Source organism: Mesorhizobium sp. M0618 (assembly GCF_040320765.1).
Classification (GTDB): domain Bacteria; phylum Pseudomonadota; class Alphaproteobacteria; order Rhizobiales; family Rhizobiaceae; genus Mesorhizobium.
The window spans coordinates 31,643-44,957 of record NZ_JAMYQH010000036.1 but is presented as its reverse complement, the minus strand read 5'-3'; the positions used below and the strand labels follow the sequence as shown (position 1 = coordinate 44,957).

15 protein-coding genes are annotated in these 13,315 nt (G+C 61.2%); 14 read left to right on the top strand and 1 reads right to left on the bottom strand.

Annotated features, from left to right (window positions below):
- Window positions 1–43 precede the first annotated feature (43 nt).
- The 6 genes from NKJ04_RS28850 to tgt are packed head-to-tail and all read left to right on the top strand — an operon-like array spanning window position 44 to window position 3,928.
- The gene (locus tag NKJ04_RS28850) at window positions 44–538 is read left to right on the top strand and encodes a peptidylprolyl isomerase (protein ID WP_352678772.1); all 495 of its coding nucleotides are present in this window, start codon (window positions 44–46) and stop codon (window positions 536–538) included.
- A gap of 41 nt (window positions 539–579) precedes the next feature.
- On the top strand, window positions 580–1,092 hold the full coding sequence (locus tag NKJ04_RS28845; protein WP_352442597.1) for a peptidylprolyl isomerase: 513 nt from the start codon (window positions 580–582) through the stop codon (window positions 1,090–1,092).
- A gap of 12 nt (window positions 1,093–1,104) precedes the next feature.
- Complete coding sequence (locus tag NKJ04_RS28840) at window positions 1,105–1,554, top strand: DMT family transporter (protein WP_352442598.1); 450 nt, start codon at window positions 1,105–1,107, stop codon at window positions 1,552–1,554.
- Entirely contained in the window at window positions 1,554–2,642 is a 1,089-nt protein-coding gene (gene queA, locus NKJ04_RS28835) for a tRNA preQ1(34) S-adenosylmethionine ribosyltransferase-isomerase QueA (RefSeq protein WP_352442599.1), read from the top strand. The genes NKJ04_RS28840 and queA overlap by 1 nt, the downstream gene beginning before the upstream one ends.
- Window positions 2,632–2,805 carry a hypothetical protein gene (locus tag NKJ04_RS28830; protein ID WP_023812988.1) on the top strand — a complete coding sequence of 58 codons (174 nt, stop codon included), beginning with the start codon at window positions 2,632–2,634 and terminating at the stop codon, window positions 2,803–2,805. Before queA ends, NKJ04_RS28830 begins: the two co-directional genes overlap by 11 nt.
- Complete coding sequence (gene tgt, locus NKJ04_RS28825; RefSeq protein ID WP_128303591.1) at window positions 2,798–3,928, top strand: tRNA guanosine(34) transglycosylase Tgt; 1,131 nt, start codon at window positions 2,798–2,800, stop codon at window positions 3,926–3,928. Before NKJ04_RS28830 ends, tgt begins: the two co-directional genes overlap by 8 nt.
- 4 nt (window positions 3,929–3,932) lie before the next feature.
- Here tgt and NKJ04_RS28820 read toward each other — a convergent pair whose 3' ends face one another.
- Entirely contained in the window at window positions 3,933–4,352 is a 420-nt protein-coding gene (locus NKJ04_RS28820; protein WP_352678737.1) for a DUF4864 domain-containing protein, read from the bottom strand.
- A 264-nt stretch (window positions 4,353–4,616) separates the two neighbouring features.
- On the opposite strand from NKJ04_RS28820, the gene NKJ04_RS28815 reads away from it, so the two are divergent.
- The 8 genes from NKJ04_RS28815 (at window position 4,617) to glpD (ending at window position 13,282) form a co-directional block, all read left to right on the top strand.
- The gene (locus NKJ04_RS28815; RefSeq protein ID WP_352678735.1) at window positions 4,617–4,853 is read left to right on the top strand and encodes an Lrp/AsnC ligand binding domain-containing protein; all 237 of its coding nucleotides are present in this window, start codon (window positions 4,617–4,619) and stop codon (window positions 4,851–4,853) included.
- A 171-nt stretch (window positions 4,854–5,024) separates the two neighbouring features.
- Window positions 5,025–6,437, top strand: coding sequence for a circularly permuted type 2 ATP-grasp protein (locus tag NKJ04_RS28810; protein ID WP_023812984.1), 1,413 nt, complete (start codon window positions 5,025–5,027; stop codon window positions 6,435–6,437).
- Window positions 6,438–6,586: 149 nt separating this feature from the next.
- On the top strand, window positions 6,587–7,528 hold the full coding sequence (locus NKJ04_RS28805; RefSeq protein ID WP_352553054.1) for an alpha-E domain-containing protein: 942 nt from the start codon (window positions 6,587–6,589) through the stop codon (window positions 7,526–7,528).
- Window positions 7,529–7,613: 85 nt separating this feature from the next.
- A complete protein-coding gene (locus tag NKJ04_RS28800) occupies window positions 7,614–8,408 on the top strand; it encodes a transglutaminase family protein (RefSeq protein WP_352442601.1) in 795 nt (264 codons plus the stop codon).
- Window positions 8,409–8,541: 133 nt separating this feature from the next.
- A complete protein-coding gene (locus NKJ04_RS28795; protein WP_023812981.1) occupies window positions 8,542–9,273 on the top strand; it encodes a proteasome-type protease in 732 nt (243 codons plus the stop codon).
- Window positions 9,274–9,374: 101 nt separating this feature from the next.
- The gene (locus NKJ04_RS28790; RefSeq protein WP_352678731.1) at window positions 9,375–10,784 is read left to right on the top strand and encodes a pyridoxal phosphate-dependent decarboxylase family protein; all 1,410 of its coding nucleotides are present in this window, start codon (window positions 9,375–9,377) and stop codon (window positions 10,782–10,784) included.
- A 78-nt stretch (window positions 10,785–10,862) separates the two neighbouring features.
- Window positions 10,863–11,630, top strand: coding sequence for a DeoR/GlpR family DNA-binding transcription regulator (locus tag NKJ04_RS28785; protein ID WP_127258922.1), 768 nt, complete (start codon window positions 10,863–10,865; stop codon window positions 11,628–11,630).
- 125 nt (window positions 11,631–11,755) lie between these two features.
- Window positions 11,756–13,282, top strand: a complete 1,527-nt coding sequence (gene glpD / locus NKJ04_RS28780; RefSeq protein WP_352553058.1) for a glycerol-3-phosphate dehydrogenase — start codon at window positions 11,756–11,758, stop codon at window positions 13,280–13,282.
- Window positions 13,283–13,315: the final 33 nt, after the last annotated feature.

Below are 13,315 nucleotides of genomic sequence, written 5' to 3'. Positions count from 1 at the left end.
GACCGCATCGGTCTCGGCTTTTGCCGCCGACCCGGAAAACACCATGATCATCACGCTGAAGGACGGCGACGTCACCATTGCGCTTCGGCCCGATCTCGCGCCCAAGAACGTCGCGCAGATCAAGAAGCTGGTGCGCCAGGGCGCCTATGACAATGTCGCCTTCCACCGCGTCATCGACGGTTTCATGGCGCAGACCGGCGACGTCAAGTTCGGCAACGTCAAGAAGGGTTTTAGCGCCCAGGCCGTCGGCACCGGCGGTTCCGATCTACCCGACCTGCCGGCCGAATTCTCGCAGACCGAGCGCTACACGCGCGGCGTGGTCGGCATGGCCCGCTCGCAGGACCCCAATTCGGCCAATTCGCAGTTCTTCATCATGTTCGCTCCGGCACCGCCCCTCGATGGCCAGTACACGATCGTCGGCAATGTCGTCAGCGGCATGGAACTGGTGGATCACATCAAGAAGGGCGACCAGGCGGACAACGGCACGGTCACCGATCCCGACCGGATGATCAAGGTGCGCATCGCCGCCGACAAGTAAATTGTCGAATAACTCTGTTTTTCTGAAAAAGGATATCTGACATGGCCGAAATCAAGGACCGCGAGAACGCGCTCATCATGGAAACGACCAAGGGCAATGTGGTCATCGAACTTTTCCCCGACCTGGCGCCGGGCCATGTCGCCCGCATCAAGGAACTGGCCAGGGAAGGCGCCTATGACGGCGTGGTCTTCCACCGCGTTATCGAGGGTTTCATGGCGCAGACCGGCGACGTCAAGTTCGGCAATTCCAGCAAGCCTTCCTTCGCGCCGTCCCGCGCGGGCATGGGCGGCTCTGAAAAGCCGGATTTGAAGGCTGAATTCTCCAACGCCAACCATGCTCGCGGCACCTGCTCGATGGCCCGTTCGCAGAACCCGAACTCGGCCAATTCGCAGTTCTTCATCTGCTTCGACGATGCCGCCTTCCTCAATCGTCAGTACACGGTCTGGGGCCAGGTCATCGAAGGCATGGACAATGTCGACAAGATCAAGCGCGGCGAGCCGGTGCAGGATCCCGACAAGATCGTCTCGCTGAAGGTCGCGGCCGACGTCAAGTAAGGGCAAACGACAATGATGGGCGTCGTCTGGTCGCTTCTCGGCATCCTGTCCGGCGCCTTCATTGCCATTCAGGCGCCGATCAATTCGCAACTGGCGCGCGGCCTGGGCCTCCCGGTCGCGGCGGCTGCGTTTTCGTTCCTGTCGGGCGCGATCGTGCTCGGCATTATTTCCGTCACGGTGGTGAAGCTGCAGGGCATCTCGCTCGACTGGAAGGCGCCGGCGCCCTGGCTGTTCGTGGCCGGCGGCATGCTGGGCGGTTTCTATGTCACGCTGTCGACGATTCTCACGCCACGCATCGGTGCGGCCGCGCTGATGGCGTTTCTGGTCGCCGGCCAGTTGCTGGCCGGCATGCTCATCGACCGCATCGGCTTCCTCGGCGTCGCGGTGCGTGAAATCTCGCTCGGTCGCATCGCCGGCGCGGTGCTGCTGCTGGTCGGAGCGCTGCTCGTCCGGCTCTACTGATGCGCGTCGATCTCTTTGACTTCGATTTGCCGGAGGAGCGCATCGCGCTTCGCCCGGCGGAGCCGCGCGACAGCGCCAAGATGCTGGTGGTCAAGCCGGGCGAGGCGCTCGACGACCGGACGGTTGGCAACCTGCCATCGTTGCTCAGGGCCGGCGACGTGCTGGTGTTCAACGACACCAAGGTCATTCCAGCGCAGCTCAAAGGCATCCGGCGGCGGGGTGAGGCGACGGCGCAGGTCGAAGCCACGCTGCATATGCGCATGGCGCCGGACCGCTGGCTGGCCTTCATGCGGCCGGGCAAGCGCATCGCAGCCGGCGACCGTATCCATTTCGGCCATGACGGCAATTCCTGTTTCCTCGGTCAGCTCGACGCCACGGTGATCGAGAAAGGCGAGGGCGGCGAAGCGCTGCTTGGCTTCGATCTGTCGGGGCCGTTCCTCGACGAGGCGCTGCACGCGGTCGGCCACATTCCGCTGCCGCCCTACATCGCCTCGAAACGCGACGACGACGAACGCGACCGGGCCGACTACCAGACCATCTATGCAAGCGAGGAAGGCGCCGTTGCGGCTCCGACAGCGGGCCTGCATTTCACGCCGGAGCTTTTTGCAGCGCTTGACAGCAAGGGCATCGAACGCCGCTTCGTCACCTTGCATGTCGGCGCAGGCACGTTCCTGCCGGTGAAGGCGGACGATACCGCCGACCACAAGATGCATGCCGAGACCGGTTCGGTCAGCGAAGCCACTGCGGACGCCCTGAATGCCGCAAGAGCAAGGGGCGGGCGCATCGTCGCTGTCGGCACGACCTCGCTGCGTCTGCTGGAGAGTGCGGCGCGTGAGGACGGTACTCTGGCTGCGTGGTCCGGTCCGACCGATATCTTCATCACGCCCGGCTACCGTTTTCGCACCGCCGACGTGCTGATGACCAATTTCCATCTGCCGCGCTCGACGCTGTTCATGCTGGTCTCGGCCTTCAGCGGCCTCGGCACGATGCGCGCGGCCTATGCGCATGCCATCGAGAGCCGCTACAGATTCTATTCCTATGGCGACGCAAGCCTACTTTTCCGAGCGGAGACGAGCGATGGACGATGATCTGCAAGCCTTTGACCGTGATGCGCTGGTCGCGGAAGTGAAAAAACTGCGCGCGGGCATTCGCCAGCACCGCGATTCCACCATGCGCGGCATCCACTACCGCCAGTCGCTTGACAATCAGGCGCCGGACGCCCCGGTCCACGACAAGGAATTCAATGGCTAAGCCGTTCAGCTTCAAGGTTCTGGCAACCGACGGCAAGGCGCGACGCGGCGTGATCGACATGCCGCGCGGCGAAATCCGCACGCCGGCCTTCATGCCGGTCGGCACCGGCGGCACCGTCAAGGCGATGTATATGGACCAGGTGCGCGGTGTCGGCGCCGACATCATCCTGGGCAACACCTATCATCTGATGCTGCGGCCCGGCGCCGAGCGCGTCGCGCGGCTCGGTGGCCTGCACGAGTTCGCCCGCTGGCCGCATCCGATTCTGACCGACAGCGGTGGTTTCCAGGTGATGTCGCTGTCGAAGCTGAGAAAGCTGACCGAAAAGGGCGTCACCTTCCGTTCGCATATCGATGGCGCTGCCTACGAGATGTCGCCGGAGCGGTCGATCGAGATCCAGGGACTGCTTGATTCCGACATCCAGATGCAGCTCGACGAATGCACGGCGCTGCCGGCCGAGATGAAGGAGATCGAGCGCGCCATGGAGCTGTCGCTGCGTTGGGCCGAGCGCTGCAAGACGGCGTTCGGCGATCAGCCGGGCAAGGCGATGTTCGGCATCGTGCAAGGCGGCGACAACGCAGCGCTCAGGGTGCGTTCGGCGCAGGCGCTGAGCGCGATGGAGCTGAAGGGCTACGCGGTTGGCGGCCTGGCCGTCGGCGAGCCGCAAGCGGTGATGCTCGAAATGCTCGACATCACCTGTCCGGAATTGCCAGCGGACAAGCCGCGCTATCTGATGGGCGTCGGCACGCCTGACGATATCCTGAAATCGGTGGCGCGCGGCATCGACATGTTCGACTGCGTAATGCCGACGCGGGCCGGCCGCCATGGTCTTGCCTATACCAGGCGCGGCAAGGTCAATCTGCGCAACGCCCGCCATGCCGATGATCCGCGTCCATTGGACGAGGAGAGCGACTGCCCGGCGGCCCGGGACTACTCACGCGCCTATCTCCACCATCTGGTGCGCTCGCAAGAGGCGCTCGGCGCCATGCTTTTGACTTGGAACAACCTGTCCTACTACCAGAAACTGATGCAGGACATCCGCGCTGCGATCGAGGCCGGCACCTTCGAGGCGCGCGGCGCGGAAATCACCGAGGGCTGGGAGAGGGGCGATATCCCGTTGCTGTGAGGCCTCAAATGCTGAGCGAATTGGAGGCGCGCAGGCTGCAGCCGGTGATCTGGAACGTGCCGTCGGGCTGTTGCTGCAACGTGTAAACCGCCTCGTAGTCCTTGCCGTCGGGACCGACGATCAGTACTTGCTGGACAATCGAACCCGGAGCCGTCTCCTCGACCTTGCCGAAGGAATAGGTTTGCGGCTTGCGCACCGGCGGGTAGCCGTTTGTCACCATGTTCATGAAGGCGTCGACGGTCGGGAAGATACGCTTCACATTCGGGGCGGCGAAGCTGTAGGCGGTGGCGCCGTCATTGGCGATGAGGGCCTTCAACTGGCCATCAATGACGGACTGGCCTGCCTTGATCTCGGCATCGCCTGCCAATGCCGACGACACAAAGAGGAATGGAACGACTGCGATTGCGAAAAAGGCGCGGCGCATGGCCTGTCTCCGTTGTCCGGCGAATATCTTCCCTCGAAATGGCGCTGTCCGAAGGCGCATCATAACATACGCTTGGCAGCGCATCGTGGTTTCAGCGATCGCGAATAATCGCTGGCGATCGGCGGCAGGTTGCATGCTGGTGTAGCAGCTGCGGAAGGTCGCAGCCCAGGCCTGGGCCGGCTGGGTACGGATTCCAGCGCTTGAAAGCCCGCCTCCAGTCTGCCAGAAGGGCCGCTGGACTTGGACGTTTAGCGGGACGAAGCCATGAAGGCGTTTTTCGTGCAGATCAAATGCGAGCTCGGCAAATCCTATGAGGTTGCCAGCGCGCTTGCCGATGCCGAGATCGCCTCGGAAATCTACTCCACCGCCGGCAATTACGATCTGCTCGCCAAATTCTACGTCGACGACGAGGAAGACGTCGGCCATTTCGTCAACGAAAAGGTGCAGATTCTCCGCGGCATCAAGGACACGTTCACCGTCGTCACGTTCCGCGCTTTCTAGCTGGCAAACGCATTTGCCCGGGCACGAGGCAAAGCCTGACCAAGGTCATATTTCAGCTGCCTCAATTTTAGGCAGGCGCAACATACTGATCGCCCGTATCTGCCAAATCACCGATTGCGCTTGATTTTCTCCGGCGACGCCAGTGAAATGGCGTCACAGGGGAGTATGCGATTGGCAGCGTTCGATGAAATGCTTCCGGAAGTCTCCGGATTGAGAAGACCGTATTCGGCTTATGATCGCTGGCTGAAGGAGCAGGACCCGGCCAGGCTGACCGAGAAGATGCAGGACGCCGAGCGCGTCTTCCGCAAGACCGGTATCACCTTCGCCGTTTATGGCGAGCAGGAAGCCTCCGAGCGGCTGATCCCGTTCGACATCGTTCCTCGCATTATTTCAGGCAATGAATGGCGGCGCCTCACGCAGGGCATAGAGCAGCGCGTGCAGGCGCTGAACGCCTTCCTCGACGACATCTATCATCGCCAGGAAATCCTGCGCGCAGGGCGCGTCCCCAGGGAATTGATCGCCAGGAACGAGGCCTTCCTGCCGGAGATGATCGGGGTCAGGCCGCCGGCCGGCGTCTACACCCATATCATCGGCGTCGACATCGTCCGCATCTCGGAGGACGAATTCTACGTGCTGGAGGACAATGCGCGCACACCGTCGGGCGTCTCCTATATGCTGGAGAACCGCGAGACGATGATGCAGCTGTTCCCCGAGCTGTTCCAGAAGATCAAGGTGCGGCCGGTGGAAAACTACCCTCAGCTTCTGCGCCAGTCGCTGGCGGCGGTGCGGCCGCAAAGCACAAAGGGTGCGCCGACCATTGCGGTGCTGACGCCCGGCAGTTTCAACTCCGCCTATTTCGAACACGCCTTCCTCGCCGACCAGATGGGCGTGCAACTGGTCGAAGGCCAGGATCTGCGGGTCGTCGACGGGCATGTCGCGATGCGCACGACCGAAGGCTACAAGCAGATCGATGTGCTTTACCGCCGCGTCGATGATTCCTTCCTCGACCCGCTGACCTTCCGGCCGGACTCCGCACTTGGCATACCCGGCATCATGGATGTCTATCGGGCCGGCAACATCACCATCGCCAACGCGCCGGGCACCGGCATTGCCGACGACAAGGCGATCTATTCCTACATGCCCGAGATCATCGAATTCTACACCGGCCGCAAGGCGATCCTGGGCAACATCCCAACCTGGCGCTGCTCGGAGCCGGACAGCCTGAAATACGTGCTCGAACACATCGACGAACTGGTGATCAAGGAAGTGCACGGTTCCGGCGGCTACGGCATGCTGGTTGGGCCGGCAGCAACCAAGAAGGAATGCGAGACGTTTGCCAAGAAACTCCAGGCAAAACCTTCGAATTACATCGCCCAGCCGACGCTCGCGCTGTCGACATGCCCGATCCTGACGGAAAAGGGGTTGGCGCCGCGCCATGTCGATCTCAGGCCTTATGTGCTGGTCTCCGACCGCATCCAGATCGTGCCCGGCGGGCTGACCCGCGTCGCGCTGAAGGAAGGCTCGCTGGTGGTCAATTCCTCGCAGGGCGGCGGGACGAAGGATACGTGGGTGCTGGATGATTGAAGTGAGTGAGTAAGGAATTAGGCAGTAGGCAGCAGGCAGCAGGCAGTAGTGGAAGCAGAGGACAGGGAAATGCCATATTCCATTGAGATTCAAACTCTTACTATTCCCTACTGCCTATTCCCTACTCACTAGCCCGAGGGGCCAATTCAATGCTTTTAGGCCGCACCGCCAACGGGCTCTATTGGATGAACCGCTATATCGAGCGGGCGGAAAACATGGCGCGCTTGGTCGATGCCGGCCTGCGCATGGCGCTGACCCGCACGCAGAGCGCCTCGGAAGAGTGGAGTTCGGTGCTGCTCAGCGCCGGTTCCGACGTCACCTTCAGCCAGAAATATTCTGACTATACCGCCGCCAATGTCGCCGACTTCCTGTTGCGCGACACGTCGAACCCGTCGAGCACGATGGCGTCGATCGAGACGGCCCGCAACAATGCCCGCATGGTGCGTACCGCGCTGACGCGCGAAACCTGGGAAAGCATCAACGAAGCCTGGATGTCGCTGAAGCGGATGCTGGCCAAGCCGATCGATGAGCGCGACCTACCCAGCGTGCTCGACGCCATCAAGCGCGAGACGGCGCTGATCCGCGGCTCATTCTACGGCACCATGCTGCGCAACGAGATCTTCGACTTCTCGCAGCTCGGCACTTATGTCGAGCGCGCGGACAACACGGCGCGCATCCTCGACGTGAAATATTATGTGCTGCTGCCGTCGATCTCCTGGGTCGGCTCGACGCTCGACAATTATCAGTGGGAATCGATCCTGCGTTCGGTCTCGGCGCATCGCTCCTATCGCTGGGTCTACGACGCCGATTACAAGCCGACCAACATTGCCGATTATCTGATCCTCAATGTCCGGATGCCGCGCTCGCTGATGTTCTGCTATCGCTTCCTGTCGGAGCATCTGAAATTCCTCGGTGACGATTACGGCGAGCGCCATGCCTGCCACGCAACGGCCGAGAAGACGCAGACAATGCTGAGAGCCGGGTCGATCAAGGGCATATTCGACGCCGGCCTGCATGAGTTCCTGGCCAATTTCATTCGCGACAACACCAAGCTGGGCGAAGAGATCGCACAAGATTATCGGTTCAATTGAGCATGGTCCCGAAAGGTGGAGCCGGTTTTCTCAGACTAATGGAAACCGTTTGTCCGGAGATCGTGCTCACAAACGGAATAGAAGCATGCGGCTGAAGATCACCCACCGGACCGAGTACCGTTACGATACGCCGGTGCACTATCTGTTGCAGCGGCTGCGGCTGCTTCCGGTCAGCGGATCGACGCAGACCATTCTGTCCTGGGCTCTGGCGATCGAAGGCGCGCGCGAAGAGGTCCGCTTCGTCGACCATTTCGGCAACGACACAAGGCTGTTGAGCGTCGAGGGCGAGCGCGACTTCATCACTGTGGAAGCATCAGGCGAAGTGGTGACGCGCGACACCGCGGGTGTCTCGGGACCACACCAGGGCTTTACGCCGCTCTGGCTGTACAGCCATGAGACACCATTGACGACGATCGGCAGCGGTGTTCGCGATCTCGCCGCGTCGGTCGGCAAGGGCAGCGACATTGAAAGGCTGCACCGGCTGATGGCCATCATCGGCGAACGCGTCGCCTACACGCCCGGCACCACCAACGCGACGACGCCGGCGGAGGAAGCCTTGGCGCTCAAGACCGGGGTCTGCCAGGATCATACCCATATCTTTGCCGCCGCCGCCCGCGCCATGGGCTTTCCAGCTCGCTATGTCAGCGGCTATCTGATGCTGGATGCCACGGTCGAGCAGGCGGCCAGCCATGCCTGGGCCGAAGCGCATGTTTCGGGTCTCGGCTGGGTTGCCTTTGATGCCGCCAATGGCATTTCACCCGACGAGCGTTATGTAAAGGTGGCAACAGGCCGCGATTACCGTGACGCCACGCCGGTGTCGGGAATTCGGCTGGGACAGGCGGAAGAACGGCTTGCGGTCACCGTCACGGTGGAGCAGTAATCCTCCGCAAGATTGCTGCCGAGCGATTCATCGTTTCAAGGAAACGCCGAACCGCTCTATCCCCTTGTTTTAACGCAATTCCGGACGGAAAACCGCTTCACACTTTTCCTGGAATTGCTCTAGAAGAGATTCCATGACTTATTGCGTTGGCCTGAAGATCGATCGCGGGCTCGTGTTCATGTCGGACACGCGCACCAATGCAGGCATGGATTCTATCTCCACTTTTCGCAAGATGCATGTCTGGGAAGAGCCGGGCGAGCGTGTCATCGTTTTGATGTCGGCGGGCAATCTGGCGACGACGCAGGCCGTGGTCAGCCTGCTTGACGAGCGCACCAAGGCGATCTCCGAAAGGCATTCTACGGTGCTCGAAACGCCGTCGATGTACCAAACGGTCCGCATTGTTGGCGACACGGTCAAGGAGGTCATCGCCAATTCGTCACCCGCTGGGGAAAAGGCGGATTCCTATTTCAATGCGTCCTTCATCCTCGGCGGTCAGATCAAGGGCAGCGAGCCGCGCCTGTTCATGATCTATCCGGAAGGCAATTTCATCGAATCGACCGATGACACGCCGTTTTTCCAGATCGGCGAGACCAAATACGGCAAGCCGATCATCATCCGCGCCTACGAAAGGACGATGAGCCTGGCCGAGACGGTGAAGCTGCTTTTGGTGTCGTTCGATTCGACGTTGAAGTCGAACCTGTCCGTCGGCTTGCCGCTCGACCTGCTCTTCCTGGAGAAGGATGCCTTCAAGGTCGGATTGAAGAAGCGGATCGGCCAGGACGACCAGTATTACCGCACGATCTCCGACGGCTGGTCGAATGCGCTGAAGACGGCCTTTGCCAGCCTGCCGGATTTCCCCGGCTGAGGCGTGCGGCATCCGTTGCTGGTTGCATATATTTCACGCGTTAATTAATAAAGAGACCAGCCGCGATGGATGGTGGCGGTCGATCATGTCGGGAGGACAGGATGAACAACGATGATTTCCGGCAATGGTCGCGGCGCGCCGCCGACTGGGGCGCCGACTACCGCAATACGCTGCGCGAGCGGCCGGTGCGGCCGCTGGTCGAGCCTGGCGACATTTTCCGAGGCATAGAGGCGTCGCCACCCGAAGACGCCGAACCGATGGACCGGATCTTCGCCGATTTCGAAGAGAAGATCCTGCCGGGAATGACACATTGGCAGCATCCGCGTTTCTTCGCCTATTTCCCGGCCAATGCGGCGCCGGTCTCGGTGGTGGCGGAATATCTGGTTTCGGCGATGGCCGCGCAATGCATGCTCTGGCAAACCTCGCCCGCGGCGACCGAACTTGAAACGCGCACCGTCGACTGGATGCGCCAGGCGCTCGGCCTGCCCGAAGGGTTTTCCGGGGTGATCCAGGATTCAGCCTCGTCGGCGACACTGGCCGCGGTGCTGACCATGCGCGAGCGGGCACTCGACTGGCAAGGCAACAAACAAGGCCTGGCAGGGCAGGCGCGGCTGCGCATCTATTCCTCCGATCAGGTGCACACTTCGATCGACCGGGCGATCTGGGTGTCAGGCATCGGCGAGGACAATCTCGTGCGCATTCCGGTCGGCGGCCGCTTTCGCGCCATGGACACGGCAGCGCTCGAGGCGGCAATCGTTGCTGACCGGGAAGCCGGCATGGTGCCGGCCGGGATCATCGCTTGCGTAGGCGGCACCAGCACCGGCGGCACCGACGACATTGCAGCGGTTGTCGAGGTCGCACGGCGACATGGGCTTTATCTTCACGTCGACGCCGCATGGGCGGGATCGGCGATGATCTGTCCGGAGTATCGGCATTTCTGGACAGGCGTCGAAGGCGCCGATTCAATCGTCTTCAATCCGCACAAATGGCTGGGCGCGCAGTTCGACTGCTCGATCCAGTTCCTGCGCGATCCCGAGAGCCATGTCAGGACGCTGGCCATCAAGCCGGATTATCTGAAGACGCACGGTCATGACGGCATCATCAACTATTCCGAATGGTCGGTGCCGCTCGGCCGGCGCTTCCGCGCGCTGAAATTATGGTTCCTACTGCGCGCTCATGGCCTGGAACGCCTGCGCACGATGATCCGCAATCATGTCGCCTGGAGCGAAGGGTTGGCGGAGCGGTTGGCAAGGGAGCCGGATTTCGAGATCGTCAGCGAACCGATGCTGTCGTTGTTCTCGTTCCGGCACAAGACCGTAATCCACGCGGACGAGCACAATCTGCGCCTTGTCAATGCGATCAACGACGATGGCCGCATCTACCTGACGCAGACGAAGGTTGATGGACTGATCGCAATCCGGTTCCAGGTCGGACAGTTCGAGGCGACTGCCGCCGATGTCGATGCGGCTTTTGTCGTTATCAAAGAAATCGCACGTGGCCTGGATCGCTGATTTCGTTAGCCGGCTTATGCCTTTCCATCGATTTCGTTTTCGACTATATACAAGAAAAACGAAAACGGGAGGTTGCCCATGTATCTGTCGCCGCGCCATGCCGAGATTATCCAGATGGCCAAGGATCATGGCCGCGTGCTGGTCGATGATCTGGCCACCCACTTCAATGTGACGCCGCAGACCATACGCAAGGACCTCAACGATTTGTGCGACCAGCGGCTGCTCTCGCGCATCCATGGTGGCGCGCTGTACCCCTCCGGCATCGAAAACATGGAGTATGAGGCGAGACGCAAGATCGCCGCCGACGAGAAGGAGGCGATCGGCCGCGCGGCCGCCAGACTGATCCCCGACAACGCCTCGCTGTTCATCAACATAGGCACCACGACAGAGTCGGTCAGCAAGGCGTTGCTCGATCACAACGGTCTCATGGTCATCACCAATAACATCAATGTTGCCAATAGGATGCGGATATATCCGTCGATCGAGGTGGTGATTGCGGGTGGTGTCGTGCGCGGGTCCGATGGCGGTGTGGTCGGCGAGGCGGCGGTCGACTTCATCAGGCAGTTCAAGGTCGACTACGCGGTGATCGGCGCATCCGCCATCGACCATGACGGCGCCTTGCTCGACTTCGATTTTCGCGAGGTCAAGGTGGCGCAGGCGATCATCGCCAATGCAAGGCATGTCATCCTGGTTTCCGACCAGACCAAATTCGAGCGAACCGCACCGGTGCGCATCGGCCATCTGTCGCAGGTCAACACCTTCATCACCGATCGTTGCGACATCCCGTCGGTGCGCAAGATCTGCCAGGAGGCCGAGGTTCAGCTGATCGAGACGTCGCTCGCCTAGGCGGTTTTCACCCGATATCACGCGCTCGTAATATTTCGTTTGACATTCGTTATCATTTCGAAATAATTCCGACACGGTTTCGTAAAAGCCCAAAAATGGTGCAATGCGAAATCGTTGGAGGAATTGTGGACGCATCTCCGATCCGTGACATTTTCGTCATAGGTGGCGGCATCAATGGCTGCGGCATTGCCCGTGATGCCGTCGGTCGTGGCTTTTCCGTGTTTCTCGCCGAGATGAACGACCTCGCCAGCGGAACCTCCTCGGGTTCGACCAAATTGATCCATGGCGGCCTGCGCTACCTCGAATTCTACGAATTCCGCCTGGTGCGCGAGGCGCTGATGGAGCGCGAGGTTTTGTGGAAGAACGCGCCGCACATCATCTGGCCAATGCGCTTCGTGCTGCCCTATGCCAAGGGCCTGCGCCCGGCCTGGCTGATCAGGCTCGGTCTCTTCCTCTACGACCACATTGGCGGGCGCAAATTGCTGCCCGCGACCCGGACGCTGGACATGGCCAGGGATCCGGCCGGCAAGCCTTTGAAGCCGCTGTTCAAGAAGGCCTTCGAATATTCTGATGGCTGGGTCAATGACGCGCGGCTGGTGGCGCTGAACGCACGTGATGCCGCCGACCGCGGCGCCACGGTCCGCACCCGCACGAAAGTGACCGGCGCGCGCCGCGAAAACGGCCTGTGGGCAATCCAGATCGAGGATCTGCAGACCGGCGAGACCGAGGAGATCAAGGCGCGACTGCTGGTCAATGCCGCCGGCCCCTGGGTCGATCATGTGCTTTCCGGCGTCGTCGGGCTCAACGATGTGCACAATGTCCGCCTCGTGCAGGGCAGCCACATCGTCGTCGCCAGGAAGTTCGACGATCCACGCGCCTATTTCTTCCAGAACAAGGATGGCCGCATCATCTTCGCCATTCCCTATGAGGAAGAGTTCACACTGATCGGCACCACCGACCAGGATTATCCCGGCGATCCGCATGACGTGAAGATCAGCGACACCGAGATCGATTATCTCTGCGCCGCGGCAAGCGAATATTTCGCCCAACCCGTCAAGCGCTCGGACATCGTCTGGACCTATTCGGCCGTCCGTCCGCTCTATGATGACGGCGCCTCCAAGGCGCAGGAAGCGACGCGGGACTATGTGCTCAAGGCCGATGGCGGCGAGGGCGCCGCCCCGATCGTCAACGCCTTCGGCGGCAAAATCACCACCTATCGCCGGCTGGCGGAATCGATGCTGGAAAAGATCGAGGGTTTTCTTGGCAAACGCGGCAAGCCGTGGACTGCAAACGCGCCGTTGCCGGGCGGCGATTTCCCGGCCACCGGTTTCGATGCCGAAGTGGCGAAATTGAAAACCGCTTATCCATTCCTCGACGCGCGCCTGGCTCGCCGGTTGACCCGGCTCTATGGAACCCGCGCGAGGATGCTGTTGGGGCTGGCCAAATCGAACGTCGATCTCGGCCGCAACTTCGGCGTCGATCTCTACGAGGCCGAGGTGCGCTATCTCGTTCAAAACGAATGGGCCGTCACATCGGAAGATGTATTGTGGCGCCGGACCAAGCGCGGTCTGCATCTCAGCCGCGAGCAGGTGGCGGCGCTCGATGAATTCATGCGCGGCATAAGCCGGCGCCATGTCGCGGCTGCCGAATGAAGAGGGGTTTGAGCTGATGCGGAAAGCCTGGGA

What these genes read in the sequence shown, in the direction of transcription:
- queA (WP_352442599.1), top strand. Translation starts at nt 1,554, where the DNA reads ATGCGCGTCGATCTCTTTGACTTCGATTTGCCGGAGGAGCGCATCGCG.
- NKJ04_RS28840 (WP_352442598.1), top strand. Translation starts at nt 1,105, where the DNA reads ATGATGGGCGTCGTCTGGTCGCTTCTCGGCATCCTGTCCGGCGCCTTC.
- NKJ04_RS28815 (WP_352678735.1), top strand. Translation starts at nt 4,617, where the DNA reads ATGAAGGCGTTTTTCGTGCAGATCAAATGCGAGCTCGGCAAATCCTAT.
- NKJ04_RS28800 (WP_352442601.1), top strand. Translation starts at nt 7,614, where the DNA reads ATGCGGCTGAAGATCACCCACCGGACCGAGTACCGTTACGATACGCCG.
- NKJ04_RS28845 (WP_352442597.1), top strand. Translation starts at nt 580, where the DNA reads ATGGCCGAAATCAAGGACCGCGAGAACGCGCTCATCATGGAAACGACC.
- tgt (WP_128303591.1), top strand. Translation starts at nt 2,798, where the DNA reads ATGGCTAAGCCGTTCAGCTTCAAGGTTCTGGCAACCGACGGCAAGGCG.
- NKJ04_RS28790 (WP_352678731.1), top strand. Translation starts at nt 9,375, where the DNA reads ATGAACAACGATGATTTCCGGCAATGGTCGCGGCGCGCCGCCGACTGG.
- NKJ04_RS28820 (WP_352678737.1), bottom strand. Translation starts at nt 4,352, where the DNA reads ATGCGCCGCGCCTTTTTCGCAATCGCAGTCGTTCCATTCCTCTTTGTG.
- NKJ04_RS28830 (WP_023812988.1), top strand. Translation starts at nt 2,632, where the DNA reads ATGGACGATGATCTGCAAGCCTTTGACCGTGATGCGCTGGTCGCGGAA.
- NKJ04_RS28850 (WP_352678772.1), top strand. Translation starts at nt 44, where the DNA reads ATGATCATCACGCTGAAGGACGGCGACGTCACCATTGCGCTTCGGCCC.
- NKJ04_RS28785 (WP_127258922.1), top strand. Translation starts at nt 10,863, where the DNA reads ATGTATCTGTCGCCGCGCCATGCCGAGATTATCCAGATGGCCAAGGAT.
- NKJ04_RS28805 (WP_352553054.1), top strand. Translation starts at nt 6,587, where the DNA reads ATGCTTTTAGGCCGCACCGCCAACGGGCTCTATTGGATGAACCGCTAT.
- NKJ04_RS28795 (WP_023812981.1), top strand. Translation starts at nt 8,542, where the DNA reads ATGACTTATTGCGTTGGCCTGAAGATCGATCGCGGGCTCGTGTTCATG.